This is a genomic window from Streptomyces sp. NPDC002566, from assembly GCF_042889585.1.
GTDB lineage: Bacteria > Actinomycetota > Actinomycetes > Streptomycetales > Streptomycetaceae > Streptomyces.
Map to the genome: position 1 here is coordinate 933,958 of NZ_JBIARD010000004.1, position 18,879 is coordinate 952,836.

Genomic DNA, 18,879 nt, shown 5'->3' on the forward strand with positions numbered 1-18,879 from the left:
CTCACCGGAGCTTCTGGGCCGCCTCGGTGGCCCAGTAGGTGAGGATGTTCCGCGCCCCGGCCCGCTTGATGCCGGTCAGCGTCTCCAGGATGGCCCGGTCGCGGTCGAGCCAGCCCTTCTCGGCGGCGGCCTCGACCATCGAGTACTCGCCGGAGATCTGGTAGGCGGCGACGGGCACGTCCACGCTGTCGGCGACGCGCGCGAGGACGTCCAGGTAGGGTCCGGCCGGCTTGACCATCACCATGTCGGCCCCCTCCTCCAGGTCCAGCGCCAGTTCGCGCAGCGACTCCCGCAGGTTGGCCGGGTCCTGCTGGTAGGTCTTGCGGTCCCCCTTCAGCGAGGAACCGACCGCCTCCCGGAAGGGCCCGTAGAAGGCGGAGGAGTACTTGGCTGTGTAGGCCAGGATCGCGACGTCCTCCCGGCCGATCTGGTCCAGGGCGTCCCGGATGACGCCGATCTGCCCGTCCATCATCCCGCTGGGGCCGACCACATGGGCGCCGGCGTCGGCCTGGACCTGGGCCATCTCGGCGTAGCGCTCCAGGGTGGCGTCGTTGTCGACGCGCCCTTCCTCGTCCAGCACACCGCAGTGCCCGTGGTCGGTGGTCTCGTCCAGGCACAGGTCGGACATGACGAGCAGGTCGTCCCCGACCTCGGCCCGCACGTCCCGGATCGCCACCTGGAGGATCCCGTCCGGATCCGTCCCCGGCGTCCCGAACGCGTCCTTCTTCGACTCCTCCGGCACCCCGAACAGCATGATCCCGGAGACCCCGGCCGCCACCGCCTCGGCGGCCGCCTTCTTCAGACTGTCCCGGGTGTGCTGGACGACCCCGGGCATCGCCTGGATCGGCACCGGCTCGCTCACGCCCTCCCGCACGAACGCGGGCAGGATGAAGTCGGCCGGATGCAGCCGGGTCTCGGCGACCATGCGCCGCATCACGGGGGAGGTGCGCAGCCGCCGGGGACGCGTACCGGGAAAGGATCCGTACTTCGTCATGCGCTCTACGCTACGCCCGCCCCGGCAGCCCCTTTACCGACGCCGGGTCGGTGGAGCCGCCGACGCGGACGGCCCCGCCCCCGGCGACTGACGTCGACTCGGGGGCGGGGCCGTGCGGCCGGTGTCTCAGGTGGCCCGGCGCCGCCGGGCGCCCGGACGGCGCTCGCTCGGGCGGGTCACCGGGTCGCCCGCCTCCAGAGCCGCGGTCCGGCGGCGGACGCCGAAGTCGGCCAGGGCCTCCGCCAGCTTGAGCGCGGACGGCTCCGGCGCCATCACGTCGACGCGCAGACCGTGCTCCTCGGCGGTCTTCGCGGTGGCCGGACCGATGCAGGCGATCACCGTCACGTTGTGCGGCTTGCCGGCGATGCCCACCAGGTTGCGGACCGTGGAGGACGACGTGAACAGCACGGCGTCGAAGCCGCCGCCCTTGATCGCCTCCCGGGTCTCCGCCGGCGGCGGCGAGGCCCGCACGGTCCGGTAGGCCGTGACGTCGTCGACCTCCCAGCCGAGCTCGATGAGACCGGCGACCAGCGTCTCGGTGGCGATGTCGGCCCGCGGCAGGAACACCCGGTCGATCGGGTCGAACACCGGGTCGTACGGCGGCCAGTCCTCCAGCAGACCGGCGGCGCTCTGCTCGCCGCTGGGCACCAGATCCGGCTTCACGCCGAAGGCGATGAGCGCCTTCGCGGTCTGCTCGCCCACCGCCGCGACCTTGATCCCGGCGAAGGCCCGCGCGTCGAGGCCGTACTCCTCGAACTTCTCCCGGACCGCCTTGACGGCGTTCACCGAGGTGAAGGCGATCCACTCGTAGCGGCCCGTGACCAGGCCCTTGACCGCCCGCTCCATCTGCTGGGGCGTGCGCGGCGGCTCGACGGCGATCGTCGGCACCTCGTGCGGCACGGCCCCGTAGGACCGCAGCTGGTCGGAGAGCGACGCCGCCTGCTCCTTCGTGCGCGGCACGAGCACCTTCCAGCCGAACAGCGGCTTGGACTCGAACCACGCCAGCTGGTCGCGCTGGGCGGGGGCGGAACGCTCGCCGACCACGGCTATCACCGGCCGGCCGCCCTCGGGCGAGGGCAGCACCTTGGCCTGCTTCAGCGTCTGCGCGATCGTGCCGAGCGTGGCCGACCAGGTGCGCTGCCGGGTCGTCGTACCGGCGACGGTGACCGTCAGCGGGGTGTCGGGCTTGCGGCCCGCCGACACCAGCTCGCCGGCCGCCGCGGCGACCGAGTCGAGGGTCGTCGACACCACGACCGTGCCGTCCGACGCGCCGACCTCGGTCCAGCACCGGTCGGAGGCGGTACGGGCGTCCACGAACCGGACGTCCGCGCCCTGCGCGTCCCGCAGCGGCACACCCGCGTAGGCGGGCACGCCGACCGCCGCGGCGACGCCGGGAACGACCTCGAAGGGCACGCCGGCCGCGGCGCAGGCGAGCATCTCCTCCGCCGCGTACGTGTCGAGTCCGGGGTCCCCGGACACCGCACGCACGACCCGCCTGCCGCCCCGCGCGGCCTCCATGACAAGATGTGCGGCATCCCGCACCGCGGGATCAGCAACGGTTGTTGACGCGCCGTCAACGACCGCGGCGAGAGGCGCGACCGTGCCCGGAAGCGGATCCGGCGAAGGACCGGCCTCCGCGTTCACGACGGTGACGCCCGGCCGGGCGTGCGTCCGGACGACGTCGAGCACCTCGTGCTCGGCGACGAGGACGTCCGCGTGGGCCAGGGCCTCCACGGCGCGCAGGGTCAGCAGTCCCGGATCCCCGGGTCCGGCACCGAGGAAGGTGACGTGCCCGTGCTCAGGAACGGCGGCGGCAGGAAGGGCGGTGGGGCTCACTGTGCTCGCTCCCCCATCAGACCGGCCGCGCCCTGGGCAAGCATCTCGGCGGCGAGTTCGCGACCGAGCGCCATTGCCCGGTCGTGCGTGTCGGGCACGGGACCGGTGGTGGACAGCTGCACCATGCGCGTGCCGTCGGTGGTCCCGACGACTGCGCGCAGGCGCATTTCCTTGACAATCTGCCCGTCGGCCAGGTGGTCGGCCAGCGCGCCCACAGGGGCGCTGCAGCCGGCCTCCAGGGCGGCGAGCAGTGACCGTTCGGCGGTCACGGCGACCCGGGTGAACGGGTCGTCGAGCTCGCCGAGGGCTGCGATCAGAGCTGCGTCCTGGGCGGAGTCGCCCGCCCTGCACTCGATCGCCAGTGCCCCCTGGCCGGGGGCGGGCAGAACCGTGTCGACCGACAGGAAGTCGGTCACTTCCTCACTACGCCCGATCCGGTTCAGTCCGGCGGCGGCCAGGACGACGGCATCCAGCTCACCGTCCCGGACGAAACCGATCCGCGTGTCGACGTTGCCCCGGATCGGGACCGTCTCTATGTCCAGCCCGTGGGCACGCGCGTACGCGTTCAGCTGCGCCATCCGGCGCGGCGAACCCGTGCCTATGCGCGCCCCGCGCGGCAGGTCGGTGAACTTCAGCGCGTCCCGGGCGACGATCACGTCGCGCGGGTCCTCGCGCACCGGTACGGCGGCCAGGACCAGCTCCTCGGGCTGCGTGGTCGGCAGGTCCTTCAGCGAGTGGACCGCGAAGTCGACCTCCCCCCGCGCCAGCGCGTCGCGCAGCGCGGTGACGAACACCCCGGTGCCGCCGATCTGCGCGAGGTACTCGCCGGAGGTGTCGCCGTAGGTGGTGATCTCGACGAGCTCGACGGGCCGCCCGGTCACCCGGCGTACGGCGTCCGCCACCTGCCCGGACTGGGCCATGGCGAGCTTGCTCCGTCTGGTCCCGAGCCTCAGTGCCTTCGTACTCATGCCGGCCCTCGGTTCTTGGCGTGGTTCTCGATGATCTCGATGCTGTGGTCGCCGTCCGCCCCCGCGTCCTCACGGGCCCGCGAGACGGCGGCCACCGCCTCCTGGTCGAGGTCGAACAGGGTCCGCAGCGCGTCCGCGTACCCGGCGCCGCCGGGCTCGGCCGCGAGCTGCTTGACCCGCACGGTCGGCGCGTGCAGCAGCTTGTCGACGACCCGCCGCACGGTCTGCGTGATCTCGGCGCGGTGCTTGTCGTCCAGGCCGGGCAGCCGTCCCTCGAGGCGGGCGATCTCGCCGGCCACGACGTCGGCGGCCATGGTGCGCAGGGCGACCACGGTGGGCGTGATGTGCGCGGCCCGCTGGGCCGCGCCGAACGCGGCGACCTCGTCGGCGACGATCCGGCGGACCTGGTCGACGTCGGAGGCCATCGGAGCGTCCGCGGACACCTCGGCGAGCGACTCGATGTCCACCAGCCGCACCCCGGCGAGCCGGTGCGCGGCCGCGTCGACGTCCCGCGGCATGGCGAGGTCCAGCACGAACAGCACCGGCTCCGGCCGTACCGGCGCGGCGGCCTGCTCGGGCCTGCGGCGCTCGGGGACCCGGCCCAGCGTGGCGGCGGTCGCGGCGAGCGCGGTGATCAGCTCGGCGTCGGCCTCGGGCCGGCGGGCGGCCTCCCGGCGGTCCACGCCCGCGCCGGCGACCCAGGCGGCGTGCTGCTCCAGCGTCGCGGCGTCCATGCCGGCCACGGCGGCCTCCCCCATCACGGAGAAGCCGGACTGCTGCACGGCCTGCAGGTCGAGCGGGCAGTTGTCGTCAGTGCCGACCGCGCCCGCGGGGGCGGTCGGCAGCGGCCGCACACCGGCCCGCGTCGGCTCGTGCGTGTACGCGTCCTCGGTGAAGGCGACGGGCGCTCCGGTGCGGCCCTCGATCGCCGCGGCGACCGCGTCCGCCGTGAGGACGAGTCCCGTCGCCCCCGTACAGGAGACGGCGACGTCGGCACGTGTCAGCTCATGCCGCACCGCCTCCATGGGGACGGCGCGGGCCGTCAGCCCCGGCTCCCCCGCCTCGGCCAGGCCGGGCCCGTACTGCTCTTCGAGCAGGTGCGCAAGGCGCTCGGCGCGGTCGAAGGTGCGGTTGGCGACGACGACCTCGGCGACGCCGACCCGGGCGAGCGTGGCCGCCGCCAGCGAGGACATGGAGCCGGCGCCGATGACCAGGGCGCGCTTGCCGCGGGCCCACGCGGTCACGTCCCCGCCCGCGGCCAGCTGCTCCAGGCCGAAGGTGACCAGGGACTGGCCGGCGCGGTCGATGCCGGTCTCGGAGTGGGCGCGCTTGCCGACCCTGAGCGCCTGCTGGAACAGGTCGTTCAGCAGCCGTCCGGCGGTGTGCAGCTCCTGCGCGCGGGCCAGCGAGTCCTTGATCTGGCCGAGGATCTGCCCCTCGCCGACGACCATCGAGTCCAGACCGCAGGCCACCGAGAACATGTGGTGGACGGCGCGGTCCTCGTAGTGCACGTACAGGTACGGCGTGAGCTCCTCCAGGCCGACCCCGCTGTGCTGGGCGAGCAGCGTGGACAGCTCGGCGACACCGGCGTGGAACTTGTCCACGTCGGCGTAGAGCTCGATGCGGTTGCAGGTGGCGAGCACCGCGGCCTCGGCGGCCGGCTCGGCGGCGAGCGTGTCCTGGAGCAGCTTCGACTGGGCGTCCGCGCAGAGCGAGGCGCGCTCCAGCACGCTGACCGGAGCGGTGCGGTGGCTCAGTCCCACGACGAGGAGACTCATGCCGGCATCACGGCGGGGACGTCCCCGTCAGGGCCCTGGTCGGCGGACGTGCGGCGGGGCGTGGGCGCGGGGCCGGCGCCGTCGCCGGACGCGGCCTCCTCACCGGCCTTGCGCTGCTCGTGGAAGGCGAGGATCTGCAGCTCGATGGAGAGGTCGACCTTGCGCACGTCGACCCCGTCGGGGACGGACAGCACGGTCGGCGCGAAGTTCAGGATGGAGGTGACGCCGGCGGCCACGAGCCGGTCGCACACCTGCTGGGCGGCGCCGGCCGGGGTCGCGATGACGCCGATCGACACGCCGTTGTCGCTGATGATCTTCTCGAGCTCGTCGCTGTGCTGCACCGGGATACCGGCGACCGGCTTCCCGGCCATCGCGGGGTCGGCGTCGATGAGGGCCGCGACGCGGAAGCCGCGGGAGGCGAACCCGCCGTAGTTGGCGAGCGCCGCGCCGAGGTTGCCGATGCCGACGATCACTACCGGCCAGTCCTGGGTGAGGCCGAGCTCACGGGAGATCTGGTAGACGAGATACTCGACGTCGTAGCCCACCCCGCGCGTCCCGTAGGAGCCCAGGTAGGAGAAGTCCTTGCGCAGCTTCGCGGAGTTGACGCCCGCCGCGGCCGCGAGCTCCTCGGAGGAGACGGTGGGGACCGAGCGCTCCGACAGCGCGGTCAGTGCGCGGAGGTACAGCGGAAGCCGGGCGACGGTGGCCTCGGGAATCCCTCGGCTACGGGTCGCCGGTCGGTGAGTTCGGCCAGTTGCCACGGTGCTCCTGCGGGTAGAGCGGGGCTGCAGGCGGTCATGCGTCCCCAGACCGCCCCGTCGAAAGCAGGCTATGTCTTTGTGAACGCGTGCACAAAGATGGTGTCCGATTTGCCCGGCCAACGTGACCGGGGTCACGCGCCCCCGGCGTATGCACGGAGAGGCGGCGCCGACGCGCCCGCTTTCCTTCGCTACCGGGGGCAAAACCGCACACTCTCCTCATGAATCCCGCCCCCGAGACCTGGTCACCGTCGATCCTAAGCGACTTCGGCGGCTACTTGGACTGGTCGGTCAGTTGTCGATCATCGAACGCCGGGCCCGCCGAGCCGCCGGACGTCCGCCCGCCGGCGCGCGGGCGCACCCCCCACCCGCCGCTCACCGGCCCCTCGACGGTCACCCGGCCGTCACCCGCCCGTCAACTCCCTGCGCAACCGCTCCTCGTTCACCCGCCAGAAGGTGTGCTGTTCACCGTCGACCAGGACCACCGGGATCTGTTCCCAGTACCGGTCGTGCAGCTCCGCGTCCTCGGTGATGTCCCGCTTCTCCCACGGCACGCCGAGATCGGCGCACACCTTCTCGATCACCAGCTGTGCGTCATCGCACAGATGACAGCCCGGCTTGCCGATCAACGTCACCAGCCGGTCCTGCGGGGCGGGGCCCTTGCGGCGGAAGAGGGGACTCATGTCAGCCATTCTCGCGCGGCGACGCGCGGGCGGCCGCCGTCACGCCGATTCCGCTTTCCCCCGCGTCCACCTCACTTCTTTAACGACACGGTCGTGGAGAGTTCACAGCGTTCCAACCTCGTGACTCCGGAACCACCGGATGAACTGGCTATGCTCACGCCATGGCCGCTCTCGGATGGCTCACTCCCCGTAGGCGCTCCGCCACGGCGCGGAGCGTGTTGGCAGGCGAGGCCTCGGCGGAGGCCGCCCGCAAGTCCAGTCAGGACACCCAGGACGAAGCGCAGTTCCCCGTCCACGGCGACGAGAAGGCCGCGGCCTTCTTCGACCTGGACAACACCGTGATGCAGGGCGCCGCCCTCTTCCACTTCGGCCGTGGCCTGTACAAACGGAAGTTCTTCGAAACCCGCGAGCTCGCCCGGTTCGCCTGGCAGCAGGCGTGGTTCCGGCTCGCCGGCATCGAGGACCCGGAACACATGCAGGAGGCCCGCGACTCGGCGCTCTCCATCGTCAAGGGCCACCGCGTCAGCGAACTCCAGTCGATCGGCGAGGAGATCTACGACGAGTACATGGCCGAGCGCATCTGGCCCGGCACCCGGGCGCTGGCCCAGGCCCACCTGGACGCCGGACAGAAGGTGTGGCTGGTCACGGCGGCGCCCGTGGAGATCGCCCAGGTGATCGCCCGCCGCCTCGGCCTCACCGGCGCCCTCGGCACGGTCGCGGAGTCGGTGGACGGCGTCTACACCGGCAAGCTGGTGGGCGAGCCGCTGCACGGCCCGGCCAAGGCGGAGGCGGTGCGCGCCCTGGCCTCGGCGGAGGGCCTCGACCTCTCCCGCTGCGCCGCCTACAGCGACTCCCACAACGACATCCCGATGCTCTCCCTCGTCGGCCACCCCTACGCCATCAACCCCGACGCCAAGCTCCGCCGGCACGCCCGCGACCTGGACTGGCGCCTGCGTGACTACCGCACGGGCCGCAAGGCGGCCAAGGTCGGCATCCCGGCGGCCGCCGGGGTGGGCGCGGTGGCGGGCGGCACGGCGGCGGCGATCGCCCTGCACCGCCGACGCCGCTGACGCGCAGTTGACCGACGCGTCAACCGGACGACCCGCCGAGCAGCGGGCCTGACCAGCGGTCCATGGCCGGCGGCCCCGACCGGAGGACGCCGGTCCGGCCCCTGCAGCCCCCAACTGTGCGCGGACGACGCCCGTTGTCCGCGCACCGCCACAACACGCCCCGGAGCGACCGGAAACTCGAACCGTTTCGATCAACAGGCGGTCACTTTCCGCAACTTGATCGGGCGGCAATCGGCTGCAGAGGCGATGTAATCGACACTTTGAGCAACTCGGTGTAGCAGCGCCTGTACGAAGCGTTATTCTCCTCAGACGCAAACCGGTACCCCTCCGTCGCTACGACGGGTGAAAGGTCCCGCACTGCACGTGATGGAAGCTCTGCCTCTGGGAGTCCCGTGTACCCACACGTCGGGGTTGACACCTCGGGCCTGGCTACGCTGCGCGCAAAGGTCGCTACGGTCCAGGACCTGTTGCGCGGCTTCGTCCCCACCGCGTACGCCGTCCCCGCCTTCGCCGCCGCTCCGAACGGGCCGTGCTACGCACTGGCCGACGGCCTGGAGCAGGCGCCGGCGCGCAGCGTCGTCGAGGGGCGGCGGTCGGGCGACGGACGCACGGCCGGCAGACGGGGACGCGCGACCGGCGCGGCCACCGCCCGCCGGCCGGCCGCCGACAGCGACAGCGCCCGGATGATGGACCTCGTCGAGCGCGCCCAGGCCGGCGAGGCCGAAGCCTTCGGGAAGCTGTACGACCAGTACAGCGACACCGTGTACCGGTACATCTACTACCGGGTGGGCGGCAAGGCGACCGCCGAGGACCTCACCAGTGAGACGTTCCTGCGCGCCCTGCGCCGGATCGGCACCTTCACCTGGCAGGGCCGCGACTTCGGGGCCTGGCTCGTCACCATCGCCCGCAACCTCGTCGCCGACCACTTCAAGTCCAGCCGCTTCCGGCTGGAGGTGACCACCGGCGAGATGCTCGACGCCAACGAGGTCGAGCGCTCCCCCGAGGACTCCGTCCTGGAGTCCCTCTCCAACGCCGCGCTGCTGGACGCGGTACGCCGGCTCAACCCCCAGCAGCAGGAATGCGTCACGCTGCGCTTCCTCCAGGGGCTGTCCGTCGCCGAGACCGCCCGTGTGATGGGCAAGAACGAGGGCGCCATCAAGACGCTCCAGTACCGGGCCGTCCGTACGCTCGCCCGGCTCCTCCCCGACGACGCCCGCTGACTCCGCCGCCCTGCCGCCCCCCGCTGTCCCCGCCTACTGAGGGCCACCTCAACTCACGTTCGGTGAAAGTCCGTTGACTTCCCCATCCGATCATCCGCAGTCCGTAACCCAAGTGCCGCGCCAGTCGTTGTGCGGGATACAGGCTCCCTGTGGTCACGTCCCGGCCCTCCCCGATCACCTGATCGTGTGGAAGCGGTCGCGGGCGTGCAACCCCCCGAACCCGTGGGGAGCCGACCGTCATGACGAGAGGAGGTGCCGCCAGTGATCGCGAACGTATCGGCGCACCGGCGGGCGAACGCCTTCGCCCAGGCCCTGGAGGAACAGTCCGACCAGGGCACGGCGGCCGAGCAGTCCGAAGGATCGGCACCGGCCCCGGCCGCTGCGGACCAGACCGAGCGGGGCCGCCTCCTGGCCCTAGCGACGAGTCTCGCCGAGCTGCCCCAGCCGGAGTTCGACCCCGAGGTCAAGGTCGTCCAGCGCGCCCAGTTGGTCGCCGCGATGGAGGCCATGCTGAAGGCGGGCGCCGCGGGCGAGGACGCATCGGTACCCGAACAGCGGTCCCGCGCGCGGGGATCCCATCGGGCGACCCCGTTGAGCAAGCTCCGACCGCGTTCACGGCTCGCCAAGGGCCTCACCGCGGGCGGGCTCAGCGTCGGCGTGGCCGCCGGAGCGTTCGGCGGCGTCGCCGCCGCGAGCTCCGACGCCCTGCCCGGCGACTCCCTGTACGGGCTCAAGCGGGGCATCGAGGACTTCAAGCTCAACTATCTCGCCGAGGGCGACGGCGAGCGCGGCCGGGCCTACCTCGACCAGGCCTCCACCCGGCTCGGCGAGGCCCGGCGGCTGATGGAGCGCGGCCGCGGCGGCGCCCCACTCGACCACGAGTCCCTCGGCGAGATCCGGCGTGCCCTGTCCGGCATGCAGCACGACGCCTCCGAGGGCCACCGGCTGCTGCACGAGGCGTACCAACGCGACCCGGACTCCCTGGGCCCCATCCAGGCCCTGTCCGCCTTCTCGCGCTCGCACCGCGACGTCTGGGGCGACCTGCGCGAGAAGCTGCCCGTACAGCTCGGGGACGTCAGTCAGCAGGTGTCGTCGGTCTTCGACGCCATAGACCAGGAGGTCGCCCCGCTGCAGTCCCTGCTGCCCCAGCCGCCCGCCCAGGGCGGCGCCCAGGACGGCCGACGGCAGCGCACGGGCACGGGCGCGGGTACGGACACGGCGTCCCCCGGCGCCTCGGGCGCCGACCGCTCGTCCGCCCCCAGCACCGGCGACACCACCCCCGGCGCGGACCGCCCCAGCGGCGGCAGCGGCAGCCCCGGCAACCCGTCCGCCAGTGGCAGCGAGGACGACGGACTGCTCGGCGGCAACACCGGCGGTCTGCTCGACCCGCCGCAGAGCGCCGACATCAGCCCGCCGTCCGCCGGCCTGCCCACCCAGCCCGACGTCACCGTCCCGCCCCTCCTCCCGGGCCTCCTTCCCGGCCTGGGCATCAACGGCGACGACACGGACTGACCGGCCCGAGCACGTTGTACGGCTGTGGGGCGCCCTTCCCGGAAGGGCGCCCCACAGCCGTCGGCGTTTCAGAAGAACACCGACCTCCGCTGCACCAGCAGCTTGTACAGCGTGTGCTGGATCTGCTCGCGCACCTGGTCGGTCAGGTTGAACATCAGCATCGGATCCTCCGCCGCCTCCGGCGGATAACCGTCCGTCGGGATCGGCTCCCCGAACTGGATCGTCCACTTCGTCGGCAGCGGCACCGCGCCCAACGGCCCCAGCCAGGGGAACGTCGGCGTCAGCGGGAAGTACGGGAACCCCAGCAGCCGTGCGAGGGTCTTGGCGTTGCCGATCATCGGGTAGATCTCCTCCGCCCCGACGATCGAGCACGGGATGATCGGAGCGCCCTTGCGCAACGCCGTGGAGACGAATCCGCCCCGGCCGAACCGCTGGAGCTTGTACCGCTCGCTGAAGGGCTTGCCGATGCCCTTGAAGCCCTCCGGCATCACCCCGACCAACTCGCCCTGCCCGAGCAGCCGCTCGGCGTCCTCCGCGCACGCGAGCGTGTGCCCCAGCTTGCGCGCCAGCTCGTTGACGACCGGCAGCACGAACACCAGATCCGCGGCCAGCAGCCTGAGGTGACGATTCGCCGGATGGTGGTCGTGGACGGCGACCTGCATCATCAGGCCGTCCAGCGGCAGCGTCCCGGAGTGGTTGGCGACGATCAGCGCCCCGCCCTCGGCCGGGATGTTCTCGACGCCCTTCACCTCGACCCGGAAGTACTTCTCGTACACCGGCCGCAGCAGCGACATCAGGACCTGGTCGGTGAGCTCCTCGTCGTAGCCGAAGTCGTCGACCTCGTAGTCGCCCGTGAGGCGGCGGCGCAGGAACGACAGCCCGCCCGCGATGCGCCGCTCCAGGCCGCCGGCGTCCTCCCGCGGCTCCCCGGTCGCCCGGCTGCCGTCCTGCGCACCCGCCCCAGGCAGGGGCGGGACCGGCGGTGCCGTGCTCCCCGCGGCGGCCTCGCCGATCTCGAGGACCGGCGCCGGCTCGCCGGTCGCGCGCCGGCTCCCCGCGCTCCGGCGCCGCGACGGCCGCTGCACGGCGCCCCCGCGGGACCGGTCGTCGTCGAACGGAATGACCTTGGCGTCCGCCATCGTTGATGCGCTCCTCAGTTGGCGCTCTGCGTCGGGGGGTGGCCGCCGCCCGCGAGGGGCAGCGCGGCGATCCGGTCGACGGCCCCCGCAAGGGCCTCGGGGGGCAGGAGACCCGGCCCCTGGCTGCGTGCGAAGTCCGCGAAGGCCTCCGCGGTGGTGTATTTCGGCGTGAATCCCAGCGTCTCGCGCATCTGGTCCGTGGCCACCACCCGGCCGTGCGTGAGAAGCCGGATCTGCTCGGGCGAGAAGTCCGTCATACCCAGCGTACGCACCAGGGAGCCCGCCCAGGTGACGGCGGGGAGCAGCAGCGGCACGGTGGGCCGCCCGAGCCGCCGCGAGCACTGCGACAGCAGCAGCACGCCGTCCCCGGCGATGTTGAACGTGCCGCTGTTGAGCGTGCCCCGCGCCGGCTCGTGCGAGCCGATCCGCAGCACCTCGATCACGTCGTCCTCGTGCACGAACTGCAGCCGCGGGTCGTAGCCGAGCACGGTGGGCAGCACCGGCAGCTTGAAGTACGAGGCGAGCGGCGTCTCGGCGGTCGGCCCGAGGATGTTGGCGAACCGCAGCACGCACACGGCGACGTCGGGCCGCCGCCGGGCGAACCCGCGCACATACCCCTCGACCTCGACGGTGTCCTTCGCGAACCCGCCGCTGGGCAGGGCCTTGGCCGGGTTGGTCTCGGTGAACACCGCGGGGTCGCGCGGCGCGGAGCCGTAGACCATGGTGCTGGACTTCACCACCAGCCGCTTCACACTGGGCGACTTCTGGCACGCGCCGAGCAGTTGCATCGTGCCGATGACGTTGGTCTCCTTGACCACCGTCCGGCTCCCGCTGCCCAGGGCGGTCGCCGTCACGTCCAGGTGGACGACGGTGTCGGCGCCGGTCTCGGCGAGCACCCGCGCGATGGTGGGCTGGCGGATGTCGGCCTGGATGAAGTCGGCCCCGCCGAGATGGTGCTCGGGCCGCACGGCGTCCACGGCGATCACCCGCTCGACCCCGGGGTCACGCAGGATCCGGCGTACGAACCGGCCCCCCAGTTGTCGGGCCACTCCGGTCACGAGCACGACCTTGCCCAAGATCAGCGCCTTTCTTCCGTTTCGGTCCGGCCTGAACTGCTGCACTGCTCGTACCCTGCCGCGTTCCCCGTCCGCGGGCCAACCTATCGGGTCGATGTCGCGCTGTGACGACCGCCTGACGCGCGAGGCGACCAGATCGGCCAGCCCCTATACGTGTGGCCCCCCACCGGCAATGGATGGGGGGCCACACACGCTTTCGCGGTTCGCGTCGCGAACTTACTTCTTGTTACGACGCTGAACGCGCGTGCGCTTGAGCAGCTTGCGGTGCTTCTTCTTGGCCATCCGCTTGCGCCGCTTCTTGATTACAGAGCCCACGACTACCCTCGCTCACTTCTCATCACTCGGTGCTGGGCGACATGGGCCCATACGACCTACGAGGGGCTAGCCTACCCGCCCGAGAGCTGAGCTCGTAATCGAGGGCGGGGAGGGGCCGGCGAAGCGCCCTGGGCCGGCTCCCCCACCGCGTCGGTCAGACGGTGTCCACCCCCACGTAGCTCTCGCGGAGGTACTCGTGAACCGCGTTCTCCGGGACACGGAACGACCGCCCCACCCGGATCGCGGGCAGATGACCGCTGTGCACCAGCCGGTACACGGTCATCTTCGACACTCGCATCACCGAGGCGACTTCCGCCACGGTAAGGAACTGAACCTCGCTCAGAGGCCTCTGGTCAGCAGCCATGACACACCTGAACCTTCCGCACTCGACTCGACGGCCACCGGCTTCCCCTTCCGGTGACTCTTCGTCGCTGCGTGCTCACTCCCCAATGTAGGGGCGGGTGATGCGAGTGGGGAAGAGGTGCACCCGTCGCCGGACTACTGTGACAGAGACGCCCGATCGAGTACGTAGCGGATCAGCGGCCGGTAGTGACCAGACCGCACGGCATCATCAAGTGGAACGGCCACGGACACCGACCCCTCGGCCTCCCCGACGAACAGCGCGGGATCGTCCGTGTCCGCCGGCCCCATCGCCTCGAACCCCAGCTGACCTGCCCCGCAGACCCATCCGTGGTCCCCGATCACCAACTCCGGCAGCGGCCCGCCGCCCTCCGCCGCCGCCGCCAGCGCCAGTCGAACCGGGAGGGGGGAATGGGTGTGCGCGCCGGTCGCACCACCGGGGCGCTCGCTCTCCGGTTCCCGCACCAACCCGACACCGCGTACGTAGTCGAGGTTGTACGTGCGTAGACCGAACCGGGTCGTTATGTCGACACAGCGACCCTGCGCCGGGGTGAGGACAGCACATCCCGCCGCCGACAAAGCGTCCGCGAGCCCGGCGTAGAAACCGAGCAGCCGGTGCGGATGGCCGGTGCCCAGCAGCACCGGAGCGCCACGCTGGGCTACCGAGGCGAGCCGCTCCGCGAAGACGTCCAGGGCGGCGATCGTCCGCCCCGGGTCGATCACATCATGCCCCGACGTCAGTCGAGGATCGGCCGAAACACCGCACTTGGCCGCCATCAACTCGATCACATCCCGCTGGCTCCATGTCCGTTCGGGATCGAGTCCGATCAATACCCGGGGATCGCGCGCCGCGAACAACCGGTAGCTCCGCAGACTCTCCTCCCGGGAGGTGGCCACCACCCCCGCCAACCGAGCAGCCAGCAGATGCGCCCGAAGACCCCCGGAACTCAACACGCCAGCGATGCTGACGGACCCGACCGCCCCGAGCGCGCGAAACGGGACAAGTGGACACGGTCGGCCCAATGGATCCCCCGAGTCCGGCGCCCCCCGGCGCGGCTACGCCGGCAAGCCGCCTCGGCTACGCCAGCAAGCCCCGCAGCGGGAAGGCGGCACGCCGGGTCGCCAGCACCGCCTGGTCCAGCCGGTCCGCCGGGTCGTACCCCGCCTCCCAGTCCGCCCACTCCACCGGCCACCGCCCGTCGGTCATCCGCATCGGCCCCAACTGCCGGGTCCGCGCGAAAACCTCCTGCCGCCACCCCTCCGGGATCACCGTCTCCGGCGGCACCGGCGCCCCCGCCACCACACCCACCAGATGCGCCCAGGACCGCGGCACCACGTCCACGACCGCGTAACCACCCCCGCCCAGCGCGACCCACTTCCCCCCGGCATGCTCATGGGCCAGGTCGTGACAGGCGACCTGCACCGCCCGCTGCGCGTCCAACGACACCGCCAGATGCGCCAGCGGATCCTCGAAGTGCGTGTCCGCCCCGTGCTGGGTCACCAGCACGTCCGGCCGGAAGTCGGCGATCAGCTCCGGCACCACCGCGTGGAACGCCCGCAGCCACCCCGCGTCCCCCGTCCCGGCCGGCAGCGCCAGGTTCACCGCCGACCCCTGCGCACAGTCCGCGCCCGTCTCCTCGGGCCACCCGGTCTGCGGGAACAACGTCCGGGGATGCTCGTGCAACGAGATCGTCAGCACCCGCGGGTCCTCCCAGAACGCCGCCTGCACACCGTCCCCGTGATGCACGTCCACGTCCACGTACGCGACCCGCTCCGCGCCCAGCTCCAGCAGCCGCGCCACGGCCAGCGACGCGTCGTTGTAGACGCAGAACCCCGAAGCGCCGCCCGGCATCGCGTGGTGCAGCCCGCCCGCGAAGTTCACCGCGTGCAGCGCCTCCCCCCGCCACACCGCCTCCGCCGCCCCCACCGACAGCCCCGCGATCAGCGAGGACACCTCGTGCATCCCCGCGAAGGCCGGATCGTCCATCGTCCCCAGCCCGTACGACATGTCCGCGGCCCCCGGATCCAGCGAGGCCGCCTTCACCGCCGCGATGTAGTCCTCCCGGTGGACGAGCCGCAGCGTCGAATCACCCGCCGGCCTGGCCGACACGACCCGCACCTCACGGTCGAGCCCGAGGGCGTCGACCAGTCGACGCGTCAGAGACAGCCGGACCGGATCCATCGGATGGTCCGGACCGAAGTCATAGCCCGTTACTGCCTCGTCCCACATCAGCTGTGCGCGGCCGCTCATGCCCGCCACCGTATCGGTCCGGCGAAGGCGCGAACGATCTGGCGTACACCGACGTCACCAGCACCAACACCAACGGCACCGCCATCGCCCCGCGATAGCTCCACGCGTCCCCCAACGCCCCCACCAACGGTGAGCCGACCAGGAAACCCACATAGTTGAAGACGTTGAGCCGCGCGACCGCCGCGTCCGACGCCTTCGGGAACAGCCGCCCCGCCGCGGCGAACGTCTGCGGCACCAGCACGCACAGCCCGAGGCCCACCAGCGTGAACCCGCCCATCCCCGCCCACGGCCCCGGCGCGACCGCCACCACGCCGAACCCCAGCGCCGCCACCGTCGCCCCCAGCCGCACCACCACCACGGCCCCGAACCGCCGCACCCCGAAGTCCCCGATGGCCCGCCCCAGCAGCGTGGTCACCATGTAGACGTTGTACGGGACGGTCGCGAGCTGCTCCGAACTCCCCAGCACGTCCTGGAGGTACTTGGCACTCCAGTTGGAGACGGTCGAGTCCCCGATGTAGGCGAAGGTCATCACCAGACACAGCGGCAGCAGCATCCGGAAGACGAGCCCCTCCTCACCGCCCCGCCCGGCGTCCACCGGCGCGGCTGCGGAGCCGGCGTGGGCGTCCCCGTCGACGTACCACCGGCTCCCCACCAGCACCACCGGCAACAGCACCGCCACCACCGGCAGATACGACACCCACAGCGTGAGATGCCAGTGCGCCCCCGCCCACGCCAGCGAGGCCCCGACGATCCCGCCCAGGCTGTACGCGGCATGGAAACTCAGCATGATGCTGCGCCGGTACGCCCGCTGGAGGCTCACCCCGAGCATGTTCATCGAGGCGTCCAGGGCGCCCACGGCGAGACCGAACACCGCGAGCGAGATCCCCAGCTCGGCCATCCGCTCCCCGAAGCCGACCCCGAGCAGCGCCAGCAGCACGACCGGCTGAGACCAGCGCAGCACCCGGCTGGGCGGTATCCGCCGCACCAGCCGCTCCGTGGTCACGCTGCCGACACCGGCCAGGACGGGCACCGCGGCGAGGAAGGCGGGCAGCAGGGCGTCGGAGACGCCGTACCGGTCCTGGACGGCCGGAATCCGCGTCACGAGGAGTGCGAAGGCCACTCCCTGCGCGAAGAAGCTGAACGCCAACGAGGCCCTGCCCCGCCGCAGTACGTCTGTCATGGCGGCGAGCGTAGGGCCCCGAGGTGATCGTGGATAGATTCCGCCAAAGGTGAGTTTCCCTCAGCTCTACCGCGTGGCCTGGAGGGTGAGCTCGCGCTCACGGATCCCGGCCGTGTTCTCCCGCGCGTTCTCCGCTTGCGGGGCCTGCGGCTCGGCGTCGGCCGGGGCGGCGTCTGCCGGGGCTTCTTTCAGCTCGGCTGCGAGGATCGCCGCCATCGGTCCGGCGCCGAGAGCGCCGCTGACCAGGAACCCGCCCGCCATCGAGACGGCCATGACGACCCCGCCGAGCCACACCATGGTGTCCACGGGGACGGTGTAGGCCCCGACCACCCGCGCCACGCACTCGGCGAGCAGCACCACACCCCAGACCACGGAGAACACCCGCTCCCGGCGCAGGAAGTCCGCCGAGCGGACCGAGCCGCCCGAGGCCAGCCGCTGCCAGGCGGCCTCCCTGGCCGCGTCCCCCTTCACCAGGAAGGGCTTCATCCCCGCGGTCATCATCGGCTTCCCGAGCGCCACGGAGAGGAAGATCCCGATCGCGACGGTGCTGCTGACCGCGCTGTCCTTGGCGAGCATCAGCCGCGGGTCGCCGGAGACGAAACTCAGCGACAGCGACACCACGTTCACGACGAGGATCAGCCCCGCCAGCGCGTTGGTCCTGCGCTCCTTGACCACGCTCCACACGGTCCGCAGGGCCGGCCCGACGCTGCTCCAGGCAAGCGCCGCGAAGGTGCTCATCCCGAAGCCGTCCTTGAACAGGTAGTACGAACCGAGCGGCACCGCCACGTCCACGATCAGCGGAGCGAAGTTCTTCCTCGTGTTCTGCTTCGCGTTCTGCCTCGTGTTCAGGCCCTGGGAAACCGAGTTCGTCGTCATGCCCTCAGCTTCGCCGCCGGCGGGGGCCGGTCACCAGAGACGATCGTCCGGAGCCCCGTATGACAGATGTCAGTCGAGCAGCGCCGTCAACTCGCTCATGTCGGCGAAGAGTCGGCTGGCCTCCGCCAGGTCGGCTGCGGGCGTCATGCGGGTGAACCCGTACACGTCCATCCCGGCCGCGACGGCCGCCCGCACCCCCAGCGGTGAGTCCTCGACGACCACGCAGCGGGCGGGCGCGACACCCATCCTCTCGGCGGCGTGCAGGAACAGATCGGGCGCCGGCTTCCCCTTGCCCACGTCCTGGGCGCTGAATATCCGCGACTCCTCGAACCACCGGTCGAGCCCCGTCGTCCGATGCCCCACCCGGATCCGCTCGTGGCTCCCGGAGGACGCAACGCAGTAGGGCACCTCGCCGGCGGTCAGCTTCTCGAGCACGCCCACGACGTCGTCCACCGGCCGCAGTTCGCGCGCGAACGCCTCGAACACCCGCCGGTGGAACTCGTCGTCGAACTCCGCCGGCAGTCGCTGCCCGGTGCGCTCCAGGACCACGTCGTGGATCCGGTGCATCGCGGAGCCCATGTAGTCGCGAACGGAGTCCTCGTACGAGGTGGGATGCCCGAGCTCCGTGAGATACGCGGCCAGCAGCCGGTTGGAGATCGGCTCGCTGTCCACCAGGACGCCGTCATTGTCGAAGATCACCAAGTCGTAGGGCATATACAGACCCTAAACGCAGAAAACCCCCGCACCGTGAGGTGCGGGGGTTTTCCCAATGATTGTTCGGCGGCGTCCTACTCTCCCACAGGGTCCCCCCTGCAGTACCATCGGCGCTGTGAGGCTTAGCTTCCGGGTTCGGAATGTAACCG

At 71.8% G+C, this 18,879-nt stretch carries 18 protein-coding genes and 1 rRNA gene; 3 read left to right on the forward strand and 16 right to left on the reverse strand.

What is annotated here, in order from left to right:
• Position 1: 1 nt before the first annotated feature.
• The 6 genes from hemB to ACFYXA_RS21465 all read right to left on the reverse strand — a co-directional run bounded on the left by hemB (position 2) and on the right by ACFYXA_RS21465 (position 7,026).
• Positions 2-994, reverse strand: a complete 993-nt coding sequence (gene hemB, locus ACFYXA_RS21440) for a porphobilinogen synthase (protein ID WP_352245155.1) — start codon at positions 992-994, stop codon at positions 2-4.
• A 126-nt stretch (positions 995-1,120) separates the two neighbouring features.
• On the reverse strand, positions 1,121-2,830 hold the full coding sequence (locus tag ACFYXA_RS21445; protein ID WP_389035003.1) for a uroporphyrinogen-III synthase: 1,710 nt from the start codon (positions 2,828-2,830) through the stop codon (positions 1,121-1,123).
• On the reverse strand, positions 2,827-3,798 hold the full coding sequence (gene hemC / locus ACFYXA_RS21450) for a hydroxymethylbilane synthase (protein ID WP_389035006.1): 972 nt from the start codon (positions 3,796-3,798) through the stop codon (positions 2,827-2,829). Before hemC ends, ACFYXA_RS21445 begins: the two co-directional genes overlap by 4 nt.
• Entirely contained in the window at positions 3,795-5,576 is a 1,782-nt protein-coding gene (locus ACFYXA_RS21455) for a glutamyl-tRNA reductase (RefSeq protein ID WP_389035009.1), read from the reverse strand. Before ACFYXA_RS21455 ends, hemC begins: the two co-directional genes overlap by 4 nt.
• The gene (locus ACFYXA_RS21460) at positions 5,573-6,337 is read right to left on the reverse strand and encodes a redox-sensing transcriptional repressor Rex (RefSeq protein ID WP_389035013.1); all 765 of its coding nucleotides are present in this window, start codon (positions 6,335-6,337) and stop codon (positions 5,573-5,575) included. Before ACFYXA_RS21460 ends, ACFYXA_RS21455 begins: the two co-directional genes overlap by 4 nt.
• Positions 6,338-6,738: 401 nt before the next feature.
• Entirely contained in the window at positions 6,739-7,026 is a 288-nt protein-coding gene (locus ACFYXA_RS21465; RefSeq protein ID WP_130440738.1) for a glutaredoxin family protein, read from the reverse strand.
• Positions 7,027-7,178: 152 nt separating this feature from the next.
• On the opposite strand from ACFYXA_RS21465, the gene ACFYXA_RS21470 reads away from it, so the two are divergent.
• From ACFYXA_RS21470 to ACFYXA_RS21480, 3 genes are all read left to right on the forward strand, one after another.
• Positions 7,179-8,087, forward strand: coding sequence for an HAD-IB family hydrolase (locus ACFYXA_RS21470; protein ID WP_352245151.1), 909 nt, complete (start codon positions 7,179-7,181; stop codon positions 8,085-8,087).
• A 392-nt stretch (positions 8,088-8,479) separates the two neighbouring features.
• Positions 8,480-9,307, forward strand: a complete 828-nt coding sequence (locus ACFYXA_RS21475; RefSeq protein ID WP_352245150.1) for an ECF subfamily RNA polymerase sigma factor, BldN family — start codon at positions 8,480-8,482, stop codon at positions 9,305-9,307.
• Positions 9,308-9,568: 261 nt separating this feature from the next.
• Positions 9,569-10,819, forward strand: coding sequence for a DUF5667 domain-containing protein (locus tag ACFYXA_RS21480; protein ID WP_389035018.1), 1,251 nt, complete (start codon positions 9,569-9,571; stop codon positions 10,817-10,819).
• 68 nt (positions 10,820-10,887) lie between these two features.
• Here the strand turns inward: ACFYXA_RS21480 and ACFYXA_RS21485 are convergent, their stop codons facing one another.
• From ACFYXA_RS21485 to rrf, 10 genes are all read right to left on the reverse strand, one after another.
• Positions 10,888-11,958, reverse strand: a complete 1,071-nt coding sequence (locus ACFYXA_RS21485) for a lysophospholipid acyltransferase family protein (protein ID WP_352245148.1) — start codon at positions 11,956-11,958, stop codon at positions 10,888-10,890.
• 14 nt (positions 11,959-11,972) lie between these two features.
• Positions 11,973-13,034, reverse strand: a complete 1,062-nt coding sequence (locus ACFYXA_RS21490; RefSeq protein WP_389035021.1) for an NAD-dependent epimerase/dehydratase family protein — start codon at positions 13,032-13,034, stop codon at positions 11,973-11,975.
• Between the two features lie 216 nt (positions 13,035-13,250).
• A complete protein-coding gene (locus tag ACFYXA_RS21495; protein ID WP_003948845.1) occupies positions 13,251-13,349 on the reverse strand; it encodes a 30S ribosomal protein bS22 in 99 nt (32 codons plus the stop codon).
• Between the two features lie 154 nt (positions 13,350-13,503).
• Positions 13,504-13,713: a helix-turn-helix domain-containing protein gene (locus tag ACFYXA_RS21500; protein ID WP_351094793.1), complete on the reverse strand. Its 210-nt coding sequence runs from the start codon at positions 13,711-13,713 to the stop codon at positions 13,504-13,506.
• A gap of 134 nt (positions 13,714-13,847) precedes the next feature.
• Positions 13,848-14,663: a phosphatase gene (locus ACFYXA_RS21505; RefSeq protein ID WP_351094795.1), complete on the reverse strand. Its 816-nt coding sequence runs from the start codon at positions 14,661-14,663 to the stop codon at positions 13,848-13,850.
• A gap of 124 nt (positions 14,664-14,787) precedes the next feature.
• Complete coding sequence (locus tag ACFYXA_RS21510) at positions 14,788-15,960, reverse strand: acetoin utilization protein AcuC (protein ID WP_352245146.1); 1,173 nt, start codon at positions 15,958-15,960, stop codon at positions 14,788-14,790.
• Positions 15,911-17,140 (reverse strand): MFS transporter, encoded by a 1,230-nt coding sequence (locus tag ACFYXA_RS21515; protein WP_389035027.1) that lies wholly within the window; start codon positions 17,138-17,140, stop codon positions 15,911-15,913. Before ACFYXA_RS21515 ends, ACFYXA_RS21510 begins: the two co-directional genes overlap by 50 nt.
• Positions 17,141-17,206: 66 nt before the next feature.
• Entirely contained in the window at positions 17,207-18,016 is an 810-nt protein-coding gene (locus ACFYXA_RS21520) for a VC0807 family protein (protein ID WP_389035030.1), read from the reverse strand.
• A gap of 69 nt (positions 18,017-18,085) precedes the next feature.
• On the reverse strand, positions 18,086-18,730 hold the full coding sequence (locus ACFYXA_RS21525) for an HAD family hydrolase (protein ID WP_389035033.1): 645 nt from the start codon (positions 18,728-18,730) through the stop codon (positions 18,086-18,088).
• A 61-nt stretch (positions 18,731-18,791) separates the two neighbouring features.
• Positions 18,792-18,879, reverse strand: a 5S ribosomal RNA gene (rrf, locus tag ACFYXA_RS21530); the annotation flags it as partial.